At 50.9% G+C, this 14,125-nt stretch carries 7 protein-coding genes and 9 pseudogenes; 4 read left to right on the top strand and 12 right to left on the bottom strand.

Going from position 1 to position 14,125, the window contains the following annotated elements; all coding sequences use genetic code 11:
- Window positions 1-42: 42 nt before the first annotated feature.
- Window positions 43-189, top strand: a pseudogene (locus tag AACL06_RS00880) (helix-turn-helix domain-containing protein); the annotation flags it as partial.
- A gap of 103 nt (window positions 190-292) precedes the next feature.
- Here the strand turns inward: AACL06_RS00880 and AACL06_RS00875 are convergent.
- From AACL06_RS00875 to ppiA, 4 genes and pseudogenes are all read right to left on the bottom strand, one after another.
- Window positions 293-1,254, bottom strand: a pseudogene (locus AACL06_RS00875) (aminotransferase class III-fold pyridoxal phosphate-dependent enzyme).
- Window positions 1,255-1,342: 88 nt separating this feature from the next.
- Window positions 1,343-1,918 carry an aminodeoxychorismate synthase component II gene (locus AACL06_RS00870; RefSeq protein WP_339037350.1) on the bottom strand — a complete coding sequence of 192 codons (576 nt, stop codon included), beginning with the start codon at window positions 1,916-1,918 and terminating at the stop codon, window positions 1,343-1,345.
- Between the two features lie 76 nt (window positions 1,919-1,994).
- Window positions 1,995-3,504: pseudogene (locus AACL06_RS00865) on the bottom strand (helicase HerA-like domain-containing protein).
- Between the two features lie 204 nt (window positions 3,505-3,708).
- Window positions 3,709-4,272, bottom strand: a complete 564-nt coding sequence (gene ppiA / locus AACL06_RS00860; protein WP_339037349.1) for a peptidylprolyl isomerase A — start codon at window positions 4,270-4,272, stop codon at window positions 3,709-3,711.
- Between the two features lie 868 nt (window positions 4,273-5,140).
- Between ppiA and tsgA the strand changes: the two genes are divergently transcribed.
- Complete coding sequence (gene tsgA, locus AACL06_RS00855) at window positions 5,141-6,325, top strand: MFS transporter TsgA (RefSeq protein ID WP_339037348.1); 1,185 nt, start codon at window positions 5,141-5,143, stop codon at window positions 6,323-6,325.
- Here tsgA and AACL06_RS00850 read toward each other — a convergent pair.
- A complete protein-coding gene (locus tag AACL06_RS00850) occupies window positions 6,315-6,563 on the bottom strand; it encodes a hypothetical protein (RefSeq protein ID WP_339037347.1) in 249 nt (82 codons plus the stop codon). The genes tsgA and AACL06_RS00850 overlap by 11 nt on opposite strands.
- Between AACL06_RS00850 and AACL06_RS00845 the strand changes: the two are divergent.
- Window positions 6,500-7,339: pseudogene (locus AACL06_RS00845) on the top strand (IS5 family transposase); the annotation flags it as partial. The gene AACL06_RS00850 and the pseudogene AACL06_RS00845 overlap by 64 nt on opposite strands.
- Before the next feature lie 190 nt (window positions 7,340-7,529).
- Here the strand turns inward: AACL06_RS00845 and AACL06_RS00840 are convergent.
- Both AACL06_RS00840 and AACL06_RS00835 read right to left on the bottom strand, forming a co-directional pair.
- Window positions 7,530-7,877: a YacC family pilotin-like protein gene (locus tag AACL06_RS00840; protein WP_339038437.1), complete on the bottom strand. Its 348-nt coding sequence runs from the start codon at window positions 7,875-7,877 to the stop codon at window positions 7,530-7,532.
- Between the two features lie 367 nt (window positions 7,878-8,244).
- Window positions 8,245-9,039 (bottom strand): annotated as a pseudogene (locus tag AACL06_RS00835) (IS5 family transposase); the annotation flags it as partial.
- Window positions 9,040-9,297: 258 nt separating this feature from the next.
- Here AACL06_RS00835 and hpt point away from each other — a divergent pair.
- Entirely contained in the window at window positions 9,298-9,834 is a 537-nt protein-coding gene (gene hpt / locus AACL06_RS00830; RefSeq protein WP_339037346.1) for a hypoxanthine phosphoribosyltransferase, read from the top strand.
- Window positions 9,835-9,897: 63 nt separating this feature from the next.
- Here hpt and can read toward each other — a convergent pair.
- The 5 genes and pseudogenes from can to truD form a co-directional block, all read right to left on the bottom strand.
- Window positions 9,898-10,531 (bottom strand): annotated as a pseudogene (gene can / locus AACL06_RS00825) (carbonate dehydratase); the annotation flags it as partial.
- A 122-nt stretch (window positions 10,532-10,653) separates the two neighbouring features.
- Window positions 10,654-11,608 (bottom strand): annotated as a pseudogene (locus tag AACL06_RS00820) (IS630 family transposase).
- A gap of 99 nt (window positions 11,609-11,707) precedes the next feature.
- Window positions 11,708-12,334 (bottom strand): annotated as a pseudogene (locus tag AACL06_RS00815) (protein-L-isoaspartate(D-aspartate) O-methyltransferase).
- A complete protein-coding gene (gene surE / locus AACL06_RS00810) occupies window positions 12,328-13,092 on the bottom strand; it encodes a 5'/3'-nucleotidase SurE (RefSeq protein ID WP_339037345.1) in 765 nt (254 codons plus the stop codon). The pseudogene AACL06_RS00815 and the gene surE overlap by 7 nt, the downstream one beginning before the upstream one ends.
- Window positions 13,070-14,121 (bottom strand): annotated as a pseudogene (truD, locus tag AACL06_RS00805) (tRNA pseudouridine(13) synthase TruD). Before truD ends, surE begins: the two are co-directional and overlap by 23 nt.
- Between the last annotated feature and the right edge of the window lie 4 nt (window positions 14,122-14,125).

The raw sequence follows: 14,125 nt of genomic DNA, 5'->3' as shown, positions 1-14,125 counted from the left end.
AACAGCCTATATTTATTATTTTTGACACGCCTCAAAACCTGCCTGCAGATTAAGATCACTCGCCAGGAAATTGGCCAAATTGTCGGTTGCTCACGAGAAACAGCTGCTGGCCAAATTCTGAAAATGCTCGAAGACCAAAACCTGATTTCCGCTCACGGCAAAACCATTGTCGTCTACGACACGCGTTAACCACCGAAGAAACGGCGCAGCAAAGCGTCGTTTTTTTATCTGTCTATCTATATATAGTATAGACGCAGTACCCCAAGGATCACAATCACCCACCGATTACTTCTTATACCGCCAACTCAAACAGCGCCATGCCAGCTGCGATATCCTGAAACTCTATCACCAACGAAGGGGCAAAATGGATCACATTCGGCCCGGCATTGACGATCATCAGGCCGCGCTTGTCAGCAGCAGTGATGAGGAAGTCATACGCTTTGCCGTGGTACTGCGGTGTCAGCTCTGCACCAATCAACATCCCCATGCCGCGAATGGCAGTGAAAACCCGGTATTGCTCACCGATTTTCTGTAACGCGACCACATATAGGCCGTGGCGTTGTTCAATGCCGCTCAACACCTCCAGCGTATTGATCACATCCAGTGCCACTTCCGCCAGATTGCCACCGTAGGTGGTGCCATGGGTGCCGACCTGCGGCGTGATACCGACCTCACCCTGAATCGGTTGTATCACTACTACTTAGGTGTGGTCATCCATCACCGCTTTCACCGCCGCCAGATCATTAAACGGCACATGCACAATGTCGGCAGGTTTTGGCCCAAAGCCGTCAGCGTATTTGGCCCGCCCGCCCACCAATATGGTGAACTACGTGCGGCAATGGAAAGCATTATAAAAAGCGATGATTTTGGTTTTATAGGGCTGGGCGGGGTAATAGCGTAATGACGCGCCAATTTAAAGACCGTTTCGTTGGCCTCAGCGCCCGAGTTGGCAAAAACACCCGATCGGCATAAGGTGGCATCAATCAGTTTCCCCACCAGGCGTAATGCAGGTTCGTTAGTGAGGACATTGCTGGTATGCCACAAGGTTTCGCCCTGCTGTTTCCGTGCCTCGACCAGCACCGGGTGACAATGCCCCAGTGCCGTCACCGCGATGCCGCCGGATAAATCAATGTACTCTCTGCATTGTTGATCCCAAATGCGGCTGCCTTTGACTTACAAACACTGAGCCGGCGCATAAACAGGCAAGAAAACCGGATCAAAGATACTGCGGCTTACTGCGGATTTTTTGGCCATTATCGGAGCCACTTTGAGTGGTTATTCAGCGTAACCATGCCGAATAAGGGAAAAAATATACATAAAAAACAATAAAGAGCAAGGAAAATTAGCTTTTAAGGAAGTTATCCAGCAGTTGGTGACCCTGTTCGCTGAGGATGCTCTCTGGGTGGAACTGCACGCCTTCTAACGCCAACTGGCGGTGGCGGATGCCCATAATTTCATCGCGCTCGCCGTTGCGTTCGCTCCAGGCAGTCACCTCAAAGCACTCCGGCAGTGTCTCGGCTTTCAGCACCAGCGAATGGTAACGGGTAGCGGTCAGCGGGAGGTTCAAGCCGCGAAATACCCCGCATCCAAAATGATGGATCAGCGAAGTTTTTCCGTGCATCACCTTGCGGGCGCGCACCACTTCAGCACCAAATGCTTGCCCCAGAGCCTGATGCCCCAAACAAACACCCAGGATCGGTAATTTACCGGCAAAATGACGGATGGCGGCCAGGGAGATGCCCGCTTCATTCGGGGTACAAGGGCCGGGGGAGATCACTAAATGCTGCGGCACCAGCCGTTCAATATCGGCCAATTGCAGCTCATCGTTGCGCTTTACCAGCACCTCAGCACCTAATTCGCAGAAATACTGATAAAGGTTATAGGTAAAGGAGTCGTAATTATCGATTAGCAGTAGCATAGTGGTAGATCCAGCATAAAAAAGCGCTGCGCCAGTTTACTGGTTTAACCTACCGCTGCCGATCGATAATTTCAGCCTACTTTCTCCGGCCGCCCATGACGGAGTCCCAAACGCCGCGCAAAATCTGGCGGCCAAGATCGCGCGCCATGCTCTTGACGGTAGTCTGCACGATGCAATCACGCTTACCGCCACGTGGGCCGGTAGAGCCGAACAGGAACTCGTTTACGCCCCCACCACTCCTCGCCGGTGCAGGCTGTTCCTGTTGGGTTGGCTGCTGCGTACCATGGGCGACGAAGCCTTCTAACGACAGCTTTTCATCGGCAAACTCGCGATCGGCCCTGTCTTTATAACGGCCATACAACGGTGATTTATTGATCGCACTATTCATTCCGTCCGCACCTAACATGCCCATCTTGGAGCACGGCGCGAACACCATCGCCTGTTCCACAACATGAGGCCGCCCTTTCTCATCCAGAAACGACACCAACGCTTCACCTAGCCCCAATTCGGTGATCGCCGTCTCGGCGTTGAAAGCCGGATTTGCACGCATCGTCTGCGCTGCTGCTTTCACTGCCTTTTGATCGCGCGGAGTAAAAGCGCGCAATGCATGCTGTACACGGTTGCCCAGTTGCCCTAGCACGCTATCCGGGATATCCAGCGGGTTCTGAGTAATAAAGTAAATACCCACGCCTTTGGAACGGATCAAGCGCACGACCTGTTCAATTTTGGCCAGTAGCGCTGGTGGTGCATCGTTGAACAGTAGGTGTGCCTCATCGAAAAAGAACACTAGCTTTGGCTGCACCGGATCACCTAGCTCCTGCAAACGTTCGAACAGCTCAGCCACCAACCAGAGCAGGAACACCAAATACAACTTAGGCTGATTGATCAGCTTGTCTGCCGCCAGCAAGTTGCTGACACCATGACCATCGGCGTCAGTTCTCATCAGATCGTTGATATCCAACATCGGTTCACCGAAAAACCGATTGTCACCCTGTTCCTCCAGCGTCAGCAGCCAGCGCTGAATGGCGCCGATCGAGGCCGCCGATATATTACCGTACTGGGTCTGGAACTGCTTGGCATGGTCGCAGACATATTTGCACTATGGCACGCAGATCTTTCATATCCAGTAACAGCAACGCGTTATCATTGGCGATTTTAAACACGATCTGCAATACGCCGTTTTGCACTTCTTTCAAGTCGAGCAGGCGGCCTAGCAGCAATGGCCCAAAATTGGACAGGGTGGCGCGGATCGGCTGGCCTTTCTCGCCGTAGATGTCCCAGGGGATGATGGTGCAGGCTTGCGGTTGCCAATCAGTGACGCCGATCGCTGCCAGCCGCGCCAGCAGTTTTTCGGACTGCACACCCTAAGCACCAATACCGGAAAGATCGCCTTTCACGTCCGATAGGAATACCGGCACACCGATACGCGAAAACTGCTCGGCCATTCTTTGGAGCGTCACCGTTTTGCTGGTGCCGGTCACCCCGTTGATCAAACCATGCCGATTGGCTAAGGCTGGTAGGATCATCAGATCCTGCATCGGTTTTCCATCTTTCATCGCTTTGGCAATAATTCGTGCTTCACTCATTTTCTTTTCCTTTGACGTGGCGCGAAAAACGCTTACTGATGCCAATAAAACTATAAGCGCCACATAGCCCCGTCAAGGACAACAAAAAGGGGATCGCCAAAAGGCAACTGATCGTACAGGGGATATATTACAAATAGTGGAAGAAAAGACAGGCAAGGGGACGGAAAAGACAACGGCCGACCCCGGCGGGATCGGCAGGAAGACTTATGGCACCACTTTGGCTGACAGAATGAGTACCTGTTTGGTCGGTACATTCTGGTGCGGGCCGAGATTGCCGGTCGGTACTTGAGAAATTTTGTCTACTACGTCCATACCCTTCACCACTTTGCCGAACACCGCGTAACCGAAGTCACGCTGGCCGTGATCCAGAAAGGCGTTGTGCGCTACGTTCAGAAAAATCTGGCTGGTGGCACTGTCTTTGTCGGCGGTGCGCGCCATCGAGATGGTACCACGCAGGTTGCCCAAGCCATTATCAGCTTCATTCTTGATCGGTGCATGGGTGGATTTTTGCTGCATATCAGCCGTAAAACCGCCGCCTTGAACCATAAAACCTGGGATCACTCGGTATAAAATGGTGTTGTAGCCGCTATTCACGTAGTCGACGAAATTTTTGGTAGAAACCGGTGCCTTTTGGCTGTCGAGCGCTAATTCGATATTCCCTACCGAGGTGGTCAGCACAACATGGGTTTCATTAGCGGCGAATGCGCTTGGTGCCATTGTTGCTAGGGAACACAACGCAACGCAGGCGACTAAAGTACGTTTGAGCATGGGCAAGATCCTTCTCTGAGAGACAAACAGCGGAAAAGCGCTGTGATTTAAAGAGCGGTACCAGCAAGTACCCGCCATTTATCTATATTTATACAATGGTAGAACATAGCACCGACAAACTCGGACTTGCGGTCAAAATATGATCGCCAGTTACTCTTTTACTAACAGCATCACAAACTGCTGGAAAAATAAGCCGATACCAAATATATCCTAACTAATTCGAGTTGCAGGAAGGCGGCAAACGCTAAGCTGCAGGCTTAACCTCAGGGGGGGGAATTAATCCCCCCCCGGCACTTATACCGGGGGAACGAGGAAAGCTAGCGCACAGGCAACTTGAAGTATGGAGGGTACAGTCAACGGGAATTAATCTATCATAAACACCCTGCTGGTAAATAAAAAATGATCACTAGACGACACGAGCTAGCAGCAGGCCATGCCTTTACAGCCCAATCAGCCGCGATCCGCGCCGAAGGACGCAAAGATCATAAGATATTTCATTACACCTCGTTGATTGTATCAAAAAATCGACAGCCATCATAAAAACTCCGGTCCTCTGTGCTAGGATTTGCCCTCTGGTGGCCCTGTTCAGGACTTTCTTCTGTTTTACCAGGAAAAACCAGCGGCCTTTTACCCGTATTTACCCTAAATAATTCAAGTTGCAGGAAGGCAGCAACGCAGCGACAAATTGGTCAGGAACCGATTTAAATAGTGCTTGCGCTGGGCCGCAGGCTGAACCTCAGGGATGAGGTGCATTAATCCCCAGGAGCTTAGATCAGTAAGTGACGGGGTGAGTGAGGAAAGCTCACGCACAGGCAACTTGAAGTATGACTGGTATAAAACCTTTAACAGACATAATCAGGTCTATACAATGAATGACAGCAACCGCATACGGGTCCTTTGGATCAGCTTCCTTTCATACGCACTAACAGGTGCTTTAGTGATCGTCACAGGGATGGTGATGGGAAACATTGCAGAGTATTTTAACGTGCCGGTTTCCAGCATGAGTAATACCTTTACTTTCCTCAACGCCGGTATTTTGATGGCGATTTTCCTCAATACCTGGCTGATGGAAATCATCCCGCTAAAGCGTCAGTTGCTATTCGGTTTTGTCCTGATGGTACTGGCAGTGGCAGGACTGATGGTCAGCAAAAGCCTGGCCCTATTCTCCCTGTATATGTTTATCCTCGGTGTGGTCAGCGGTATCACTATGTCGATAGGGACTTTCCTGATCACCCATATGTATACTGGCCGCCAGCGCGGTTCACGTTTGCTGTTCACCGATTCTTTCTTCAGCATGGCTGGCATGTTCTTCCCGATCGTTGCCGCTATGCTGCTGGCTCGTAACATCGGCTGGTATTGGGTTTACGCCTGTATCGGGCTGCTATACCTCGGCATCTTCGTGCTGACGCTGTGCACCGAGTTCCCAGTACTGGGTAAAAAAGATGCCGATACCCAGCAACCTATCGCCAAGGAAAAATGGGGTATTGGGGTATTTTTCCTGTCGGTCGCCGCATTGTGCTACATCCTTGGTCAACTGGGCTTTATTCAGTGGGTGCCGGAATACGCCACCAAATCGTTCAGCATGGATATCAACCAGGCCGGCAAGCTGGTGAGCGATTTCTGGACCTCTTATATGATCGGCATGTGGCTATTTAGCTATGTACTGCGCTTTTTCGACTTGCAGCGTATAGTCACCGTGCTGGCCTCACTGTCGACCCTCGCGATGTATCTGTTCGTTAATACCGATAACTCTCAGTATTTGGATTACTACATTATGGCTCTGGGCTTCGTTTCCAGCGCAATCTACACCACGTTGATCACCCTGGGTTCACTACAGACCAAGGTTTCCTCTCCAAAGCTGGTTAACTTCATCCTGACCTGCGGCACTGTCGGTACCATGTTGACCTTTGTGGTTACCGGTCCCATTGTGGCGAAAGGTGGTGCGCACGCAGCGCTGACCACCGCCACTGGCCTGTACGCAGCGGTGATGGTGATGTGTGTTCTGCTCGGTTTTGTGACCAAGCATCGCCATCACAGCCACGTCACGCATTAATCGGTAGTATCAGAGATAACAAGGCGTATTGCTTGTCAAAAACGCTTTTAACAATGCCGCAACGGATAACGTTGCGGCATTCTTTATGTTTCTCAAACGCCCCCATGCTTTCAATGACGGTATTCTGTAAGGCCTGAGGATAATCGCCAAGCATGATTTGCTCAATATAATTATGATGAAACGGCACTTCACGCCTGGTACTGCGAGGCAAAACCTTCTCTGCGTGGTCGCCCACCACATTATTCCGATATGGCAATCACCCGCGTATTGATGCTGAAACGGATTTTCGGCCTGACACTTCGCGCCCTCCAGGGCTTCGTCGACTCCATTGTCACACTGATCAAAGTGCCGTTGAACTGCCCGGACGACACCTGCATCAGTAAGCGGGCAAAGTCCGGCCATGTCCCGTTTAAAACCCCAACGCCGGGTGAAATTGCGCACTTCGTTATCGACTCTAGCGGGCTCAACGTGTTGGGTTAAGGGGAGTGGAAGGTAAAAAAACACGGTCAGGAAAAACGGCTTATCTGGCGAAAATTGCATTTGGCCGTAGATACAGAAATACATGAGGTCATCTGTGCTGACCTTTCCTTGAGCAATGTCACCGATACCGAAGCCTTTCCAGGTCTTATCCGCCAGAGGTACCGTAAAATCAAAGTCGCCTCGGCGGATCGGGCTTACGATACGCGAGTGTGTGATGATGAGTTAAGGGGCAAGAAGCTCAGGGCGTTAATACCGCCCAAAAGCGGAGCCCGTTATTGGTCGGCAGACTATGCAGAGCGAAATTAAGCGGTGGTGAACCAGCGCGTTACCAGAGACAACACACGGTGGAAAAGTATCATAAGCTACCACCGACGTTCGATAGCGGCAACAGCGAGGTACAGAGTAAAACAGCTATTTTGTGGTCACCTGTCGCTGCGAGATTATGATGGGTAAGTTGCAGAGGCGCTGGCCATGATCTGTGCATTAAACAAGATGCTGCTCGCCGGTATGTCAGAAAGTGTACGCCTTGCCTGAAAGATGCCCATTCACGGGACTCTATTCCAAATCCGAATTCCAAATCCGATTTATTCAAAAACGCCCATAGGGGCACCCCGCATCCATGCCACATCACAGAGGCGGGATATTATCTTAGCGTCACTCTGCCCGGTAGCATGGCTGATTTAGGCCAAGGTAGGAGAGAGGAAATGAACAGGAGGCACCCGAATTAGTTGGCATAGGCCAGCAGGCTTAGTGAGTCGCGTGCCAACAATTTACACTTGTTATGCGTAGAGATAGCGATACCAGTGAGATCGCGATAGCTGTTTTCGCCCAGCAAATTCATATTGTAGTTATTATAATTGCTCAGATCCCAGCGATTTTGTTCGGCGAAATAAACGATAGCGCGTTTGATTTGGGTATTCCGTAAATAGTTGTAACCACAATCATTTTTCAGGTAAATAAATACCGCTGTCAGATCGGCCAGATCTTCCACTTCTAAGTCACTCAGCGCCAGACTGGCCTTAGAGAACCCCAGCATAGAAAGCATTAGCAGCAATAACGTTGTTTTTTTCATCGTAAAAATAGACTGGGTCATCGTCAGCAGACGTTACCACACTTGCCTGCAAAGGCACTGAATTTTATTGCGTCTTGCTGGCAGCGCCGTGGTGAAATGCTTGACCGTGCGCGAAGGGAAGGGTTTTAGGTTGGTAACGTTGAGTTATCTTACTGAGAAAAGGGAAGTGGTAAATCGTTAAACTATTATCTGTTCTTGCTGCAAAATTTATGGTGTTGTTCCGTTCCCGGCTGACAGCTCCTTGACGCAAATATCTTAGAAATTTTAGTAATCGTTGGCTGAAAGATGCCCATTCAGGGGACTCTTTCAGGCAAGGCGTACACTTTCTGGCATACCGGCGAGCGGCATCTTGTTTAATGCACAGATTTACTCTGTACCTCGCTGTTGCCGCTATCGAACGTCGGTGGTAGCCTGTGATACTTTTCCACCGTGTGTTGTCTCCGGTAATGCGCTGGTTCACCACCGATTGATTTCGCTCTGCATAGTCTGCCGACCAATAACGGGCTCCGCTGCTGGGCGGTATTAACGCCTTGAGCTTCTTGCCCCTTAACTCATCATCACACACTCGCGTATCCTAAGCCCGATCCGCCGAGGCGACTTTGATTTTACGGTACCTCTGACGGATGAGACCTGGGAAGGCTTCTATATCGGTGACATTGCTCAAGGAAAGGTCAGCACAGATGACCTCATGTGTTTCTGTATCTACGGCCAAATGCAGTTTTCGCCAGATCCGCCGTTTTTCCTGACCATGTTTTTTTGCCATCCACTCCCCTTCACCCAACACGTTGAGCCCGCTAGAGTCGATAACGAGGTGCGCAATTTCACCTGGCGTTGGTGTTTTAAACGGGACATGGCCGGACTTCGCCCGCTTACTGATGCAGGTGTCGTCCGGGCAGTTCAACGGCACTTTGATCAGTGTGACAATGGAGTCGACAAAGCCCTGTAGGGCGCGAAGTGTCAGGCCGAAAATCCGTTTCAGCATCAATACGCTGGTGATTGCCATATCGGAATAATGTGGTGGGCGACCACGCAGAGAAGGTTTTGCCTCGCAGTACCAGGCGTGAAGTGCCGTTTCATCCACGGAGAAAGTGAGTGAACCCCGAGTGATAAGGGCGTTGTTGTACGCCTTCCAGTTGGTGATGTTGAACTTTTGCTGGGCCACGGAATATCGCTATTTTGACAGAAGGAGAGTGATCTGAGCCGCGTAGCGGCCAAAAGTTCGATAGTTCGATTTATTCAACAACGCCTAATGTCTCTCCACAACTGGTATACTCGCCGCCTTCTTCTCTATAGTACTAATGCTTTTGCATCATTTCGGCTTTGTGCAATGATTCATATATCAATCGGTGTATCACTAATTGCTGAAGATGGCAGAGCGATTAAAAATTTAACTGATAAAAATCAGTGAGATATATACATTATGAAACACACTGTAGACGTAATAATTTCCACGCAGGAAGTTAATACCCGTATCGTCGAACTTGGCCGCAAAATCACTGAACATTACCGCGACAGTGGCAGCGATATGGTGCTGGTCGGTCTGCTGCGTGGCTCCTTCATGTTTATGGCTGATTTGTGCCGTGCTATCGCAGTGCCGCACGAAGTCGATTTTATGACTGCCTCCAGCTATGGCAGCGGCATGTCCACTACCCGAGATGTGTTGATCCTCAAGGACCTGGATGAAGACATACGTGGTAAAGACGTGTTGATCGTTGAAGATATCATTGATTCCGGTAATACACTGAATAAAGTACGTGAAATCCTGGCGTTACGCGCGCCGAATTCACTGGCGATCTGCACCTTGTTGGATAAGCCTGATAGGCGTGAAGTGGACGTGCCGGTGGAGTACGTGGGTTTCTCGATCCCAGACGAATTCGTGGTGGGCTACGGTATCGACTACGCCCAACGTTACCGCCATCTGCCCTACATCGGTAAAGTGGTGTTGCTGGACGAGTAATGTGCTGTGGGGGTGGTATGCCGCGCCGATAGTGGGATTATAAACCTTTATCCTGCTGCAGGGGGCTACCGCAAAGCGGTAGCCCATCTCCAGGCTTTCACGGCTGGTAGCGGTGACATCCAGATCGCGCAGGCGGCCATCCTGAATGCTATACACCCAACCGTGAATCATTACTTTCTGCCCGCGTTTCTAAGCGGACTGCATGATGGTGGAATGGCCCAGGTTATATACCTGTTCAATGACGTTGATCTCGCACAGCACGTCGAGGCGCTGCTCCGGCGCAAATTCGCCCAGTAGCGATCTGTGTTTGTACCACAGATCGCGGATGTGCAGCAGCCAGTTGTTGATCAGCCCCAGCTCTGTGTTCTCCACTGCGGCTTTTACGCCGCCGCAGCCTAGGTGGCCGCAGATAATGATGTGCTCAACCTCCACTCCAGCACATCGACGGCGTACTGTACAACCGACAGGCAGTTGAGATCGGTGTGGATCACCAGGTTGGCCAAGTTGCGGTGAACGAACAACTCACCTGGCTCTAAACCGGTTAGGCGTTCTGCGGGAACGCGGCTATCAGAGCATCCTATCCATAAAAAACGGGTTTTTGCGACTGAGCTAAACGTTCAAAAAATTTCGTATCTTCTTTATTGATACAGGCTGACCAGGCCTGGTTATTGGCGATAAGTGTTTTGATTTCTTTCATATAGGTTATTGACCTGTAACGAAAATATTGCATTAATGGGTAATATATGGCAAGCGTCACAATTTGGAAATCGGAACAACGATGCTATTTTTTCCGAACGGATTCGACCTAAATACTTGCGCCTAATACCGCTCCACTTTCGTTAAGCCAGGTTTATTGCCTGGTAACGGTGAGGCGGCTTTCATAAAATGACCCATATTTTTTAGCAATTGCCATCTCGTCCGGCAACGGTGATTGCGTGTGACTGTCTCATATAAAGCCAACCATAGGAGCTCTATCCTGTTTACCCATGGAGAGTAAACTGGCTGATAAATGACAATAAAATTCGGGTTGCGCCGCAACCAGCTCAACGTTTCTTTACTCTTATGAATGATGTAATTATCGACAATCAGCGTAATGGTTTTGGCACTTCGGTATGTGCTTCTCAGCTTGCGTAACAGGCTAATGAATAAACCCGAGTTTTTATGGTTTCCACTGACATAATCAACTCTTCCGGTTCCTGCATAAAGGGCACCCGCGAGGTAATGCTTTTCATTCTGTCCCGGTGTCGTGATGCGTTTTTGTTGACCCTTTTTCTGCCAGTCAGCACCTATTTTAGGGTTCATATCGATGTCTACCTCATCTTCGTAAAAGACGGGATGTTGCAGCCGCTCTACGCCACACAATACCGGCTCTCGGCAACCAGCGCCGAAGTGAGCCAGGATGTAACGTTGAGTTAAATAATTTATTAATTTCAATCGTTAACATCTCAGTATTCCACCGAGAGCGCAGATAGCCAAAGTCCTATGGAGAACGCTGAACGAGCAAATCAAGCATCTTCAACATCGCCTCCGTGGGCCATTTTCGGGGGCGTCCAGGTGAAAGGCTTGCCAATCCTTCATAGCCGCCCAATGTGAACAAATTAACCCATCGTCCGACAGCGGCACATAAGGTTTTACCTAGGTAATTCAGCGTGTAGCCACGGTGTAACATCAACATGGCGATAAGGCGTCTGGCATAATTTTTATCTGGTGTTTTCTGGATAATTTTTTGTATCTGACGTCGTTCATGTCGGGGTATGGGTGCTATGTTCGGCATTACTCAGTCCGGTTGTGAGGGGTTGTGATGTTTGGCGATTGATCAGATCGCTCAAACCTAATTAAGTTCCTTCAGTGATCTACTATTTAACGCAGGTATTTAGGACAGTTCACCTCTTACCAGTGGCACAAAGCGCACCGCTTCAACGCTGTCGATGGCAAATTCATTGCCGCGACGTTGGATACGTTTGAGGGTTTGAGCTTGTTCCCCCAGTGGTAGCACCAGCATGCCACCATCGTCCTGTTGTTCCATTAACGCCTGCGGAATTTCCGGCGGCGCAGCGGTGACGATAATCGCATCGAATGGGCCAAGCGATGCCCAACCCTGCCAGCCGTCACCATGGCGGGTAGAGACATTGTAAAGATCGAGCTGTTTAAAACGGCGCTTGGACTGCCATTGCAGGACTTTAATGCGTTCAACAGAGCAAACGTGTTGTACTAGATGTGCCAGAATGGCGGTTTGATAACCGGAACCAGTGCCAATTTCTAGCACCCGTGAGGTGGGCGTAAGGTTCAGCAGTTGGGTCATCCGCGCCACCATATAAGGCTGTTAAATAGTCTGGCCTGAACCGATAGGCAGCGCGGTATTTTCATAGACCTTCTGTTCAAACGCCTCGTCAACAAAACGTTCACGCGGCACAGCCTCTATCGCCTGTAGCAACCGTTCGTCCAGTATTCCCTGCTGGCGTAGCTGCGTCAGCAAAGTTTGCATACGCTTGTTCACCATTTCCCGTTAACCCTTACATTGGTTAGCCATGTTTTCACGACCTCCTGAGTCGTGTAGGCGGTTACATCCACCTGTAGTGGCGTTATCGCCACATAGCCCTGTTCAACTGCCGCGAAGTCGGTATCTGGCCCGGTATCAAACTTATCACCAGGTGGCCCAATCCAATAGAGGTTCTGCCCACGCGGATCTTGCTGACAAAACACCTTATCGGCGGGATGGCGGCTGCCACAGCGAGTCACGCGGATTCCTTTGATCGCCGCCAGCGGCAAATCAGGTACATTGATATTCAGTATTTTTCCCGTACGCAGCGGCTCACGCTGTAACGCCCTCAATATGCGGCAGGTAATAGTAGCGGCAGTTGTATAGTGCTGCTGGCCGTTCAGTGACACCGCCAGCGCGGGCAAACCCAAATGGCGTCCCTCCGTGGCGGCCGCCACTGTGCCGGAATAGATAACGTCATCGCCGAGGTTGGGACCAGCGTTGATACCTGAAACCACGATATCTGGTGCAGGTTGCATCAACGCATTAACGCCCAGAAATACGCAGTCGGTCGGCGTACCCTGCTGTACAGCAATATCGCCATTGGCCAACGTCAAGGTGCGCAACGGCGACTCCAGCGTCAATGCATTGGAAGAACCACTGCGATTGCGATCCGGTGCGACCACTTGTACATCGGCAAATTCCCGCAGCGCCGCCGCCAGCACCTGAATGCCTGGCGCGGTAATGCCATCATCATTACTCAGCAATATCCGCATCATTGCTATCCTGCTGCAGGATTTCGCGAACAACGCTGGTGGCGAAACAGCCTGCGGGCAACCAGAAGCATAATTCAACGGTGACATCATCCCACCAATTCACCAATTCCACCGCATATTTTGCGGCTGCACCAGCAGGGCCTTGCGAGCGGGTTTAACGCGCTCGCGCCTTAAAAGCGTAAGCAAATCCGGCTGTTCCGCCAAGCATTGTTGTTCAAATTTTAACTCATCCCCTGCGGTGCCTAGTTCGCTGTTCCCCGGTAACGGAGGATGGTTAACTCACCAGCATCCAGACGCTGCTGGAGCATCTCTAACTCGTCTCCTTTGGCAATGAACCAGCTACCGCAGCCACTGAGCTGTAGGGCATCGCCCGCCAACACGGTACGCGACAGGCCATCAGTCAGACGGCGACTGACAATATGATTGCACAGCGCACTACGGCTGGCGGAAAGATAGAAGCTGCGCTTGCTGCGCCTCCTTGACGCGAATTTCGTCATTGGCCCAACGCCGCGCCATCACCAGGTTATTACCGCCGCGACCGAAACACTGGCTACCGAAGTAATTCGGCACACCGCCGCTGGCAATCGCCCGCAAACGCTGTTCAACGTCATCACCATCAGAAATTTGACGCAATATTAGCGTAAAGGCGTTGCCTTTCAACGTGCCGATGCGCATTTTGCGCAGGTGACGGGCGCAAGCCAACACTTCGCAGCCCTCGAGCGCAAACTGCGAGAAATCAGGCGTTTTCTTACCCGGTAGATGCAAGCAGAACCATTGTTCAGTCACCGCGTGGCGATCTTTTAGCCCTGCGTAACCGACGGAGCGGGCATGGATGCCAGCGAAGCGCGCCAGGTGATCCGCCACGAACTGGGTGTTAAAGCCTGTTTTGCGGATGTTAACCAAAACGTGTTCGCCTTCGCCGTCCGGTTCAAATCCAAACTCCTCCACCACCACGAAGTCTTCTGGGTTCGCTTTCAGCATGCTGATGCTCTGTGGCCGACCGTGCAGCCAGATCAGATTGGCCATATCCATGCAG

It is taken from the genome of Serratia symbiotica (Periphyllus acericola) (assembly GCF_964019515.1).
GTDB classification, from domain to species: Bacteria; Pseudomonadota; Gammaproteobacteria; order Enterobacterales; family Enterobacteriaceae; genus Serratia; species Serratia symbiotica_D.
This window is presented reverse-complemented; position numbering and strand designations above follow the sequence as displayed.

Excerpts from the sequence above, each read along its gene's own strand:
- AACL06_RS00840 (WP_339038437.1), bottom strand. The coding sequence starts at position 7,877 with ATGAAAAAAACAACGTTATTGCTGCTAATGCTTTCTATGCTGGGGTTC.
- AACL06_RS00870 (WP_339037350.1), bottom strand. The coding sequence starts at position 1,918 with ATGCTACTGCTAATCGATAATTACGACTCCTTTACCTATAACCTTTAT.
- surE (WP_339037345.1), bottom strand. The coding sequence starts at position 13,092 with ATGATGCGGATATTGCTGAGTAATGATGATGGCATTACCGCGCCAGGC.
- tsgA (WP_339037348.1), top strand. The coding sequence starts at position 5,141 with ATGAATGACAGCAACCGCATACGGGTCCTTTGGATCAGCTTCCTTTCA.
- hpt (WP_339037346.1), top strand. The coding sequence starts at position 9,298 with ATGAAACACACTGTAGACGTAATAATTTCCACGCAGGAAGTTAATACC.
- ppiA (WP_339037349.1), bottom strand. The coding sequence starts at position 4,272 with ATGCTCAAACGTACTTTAGTCGCCTGCGTTGCGTTGTGTTCCCTAGCA.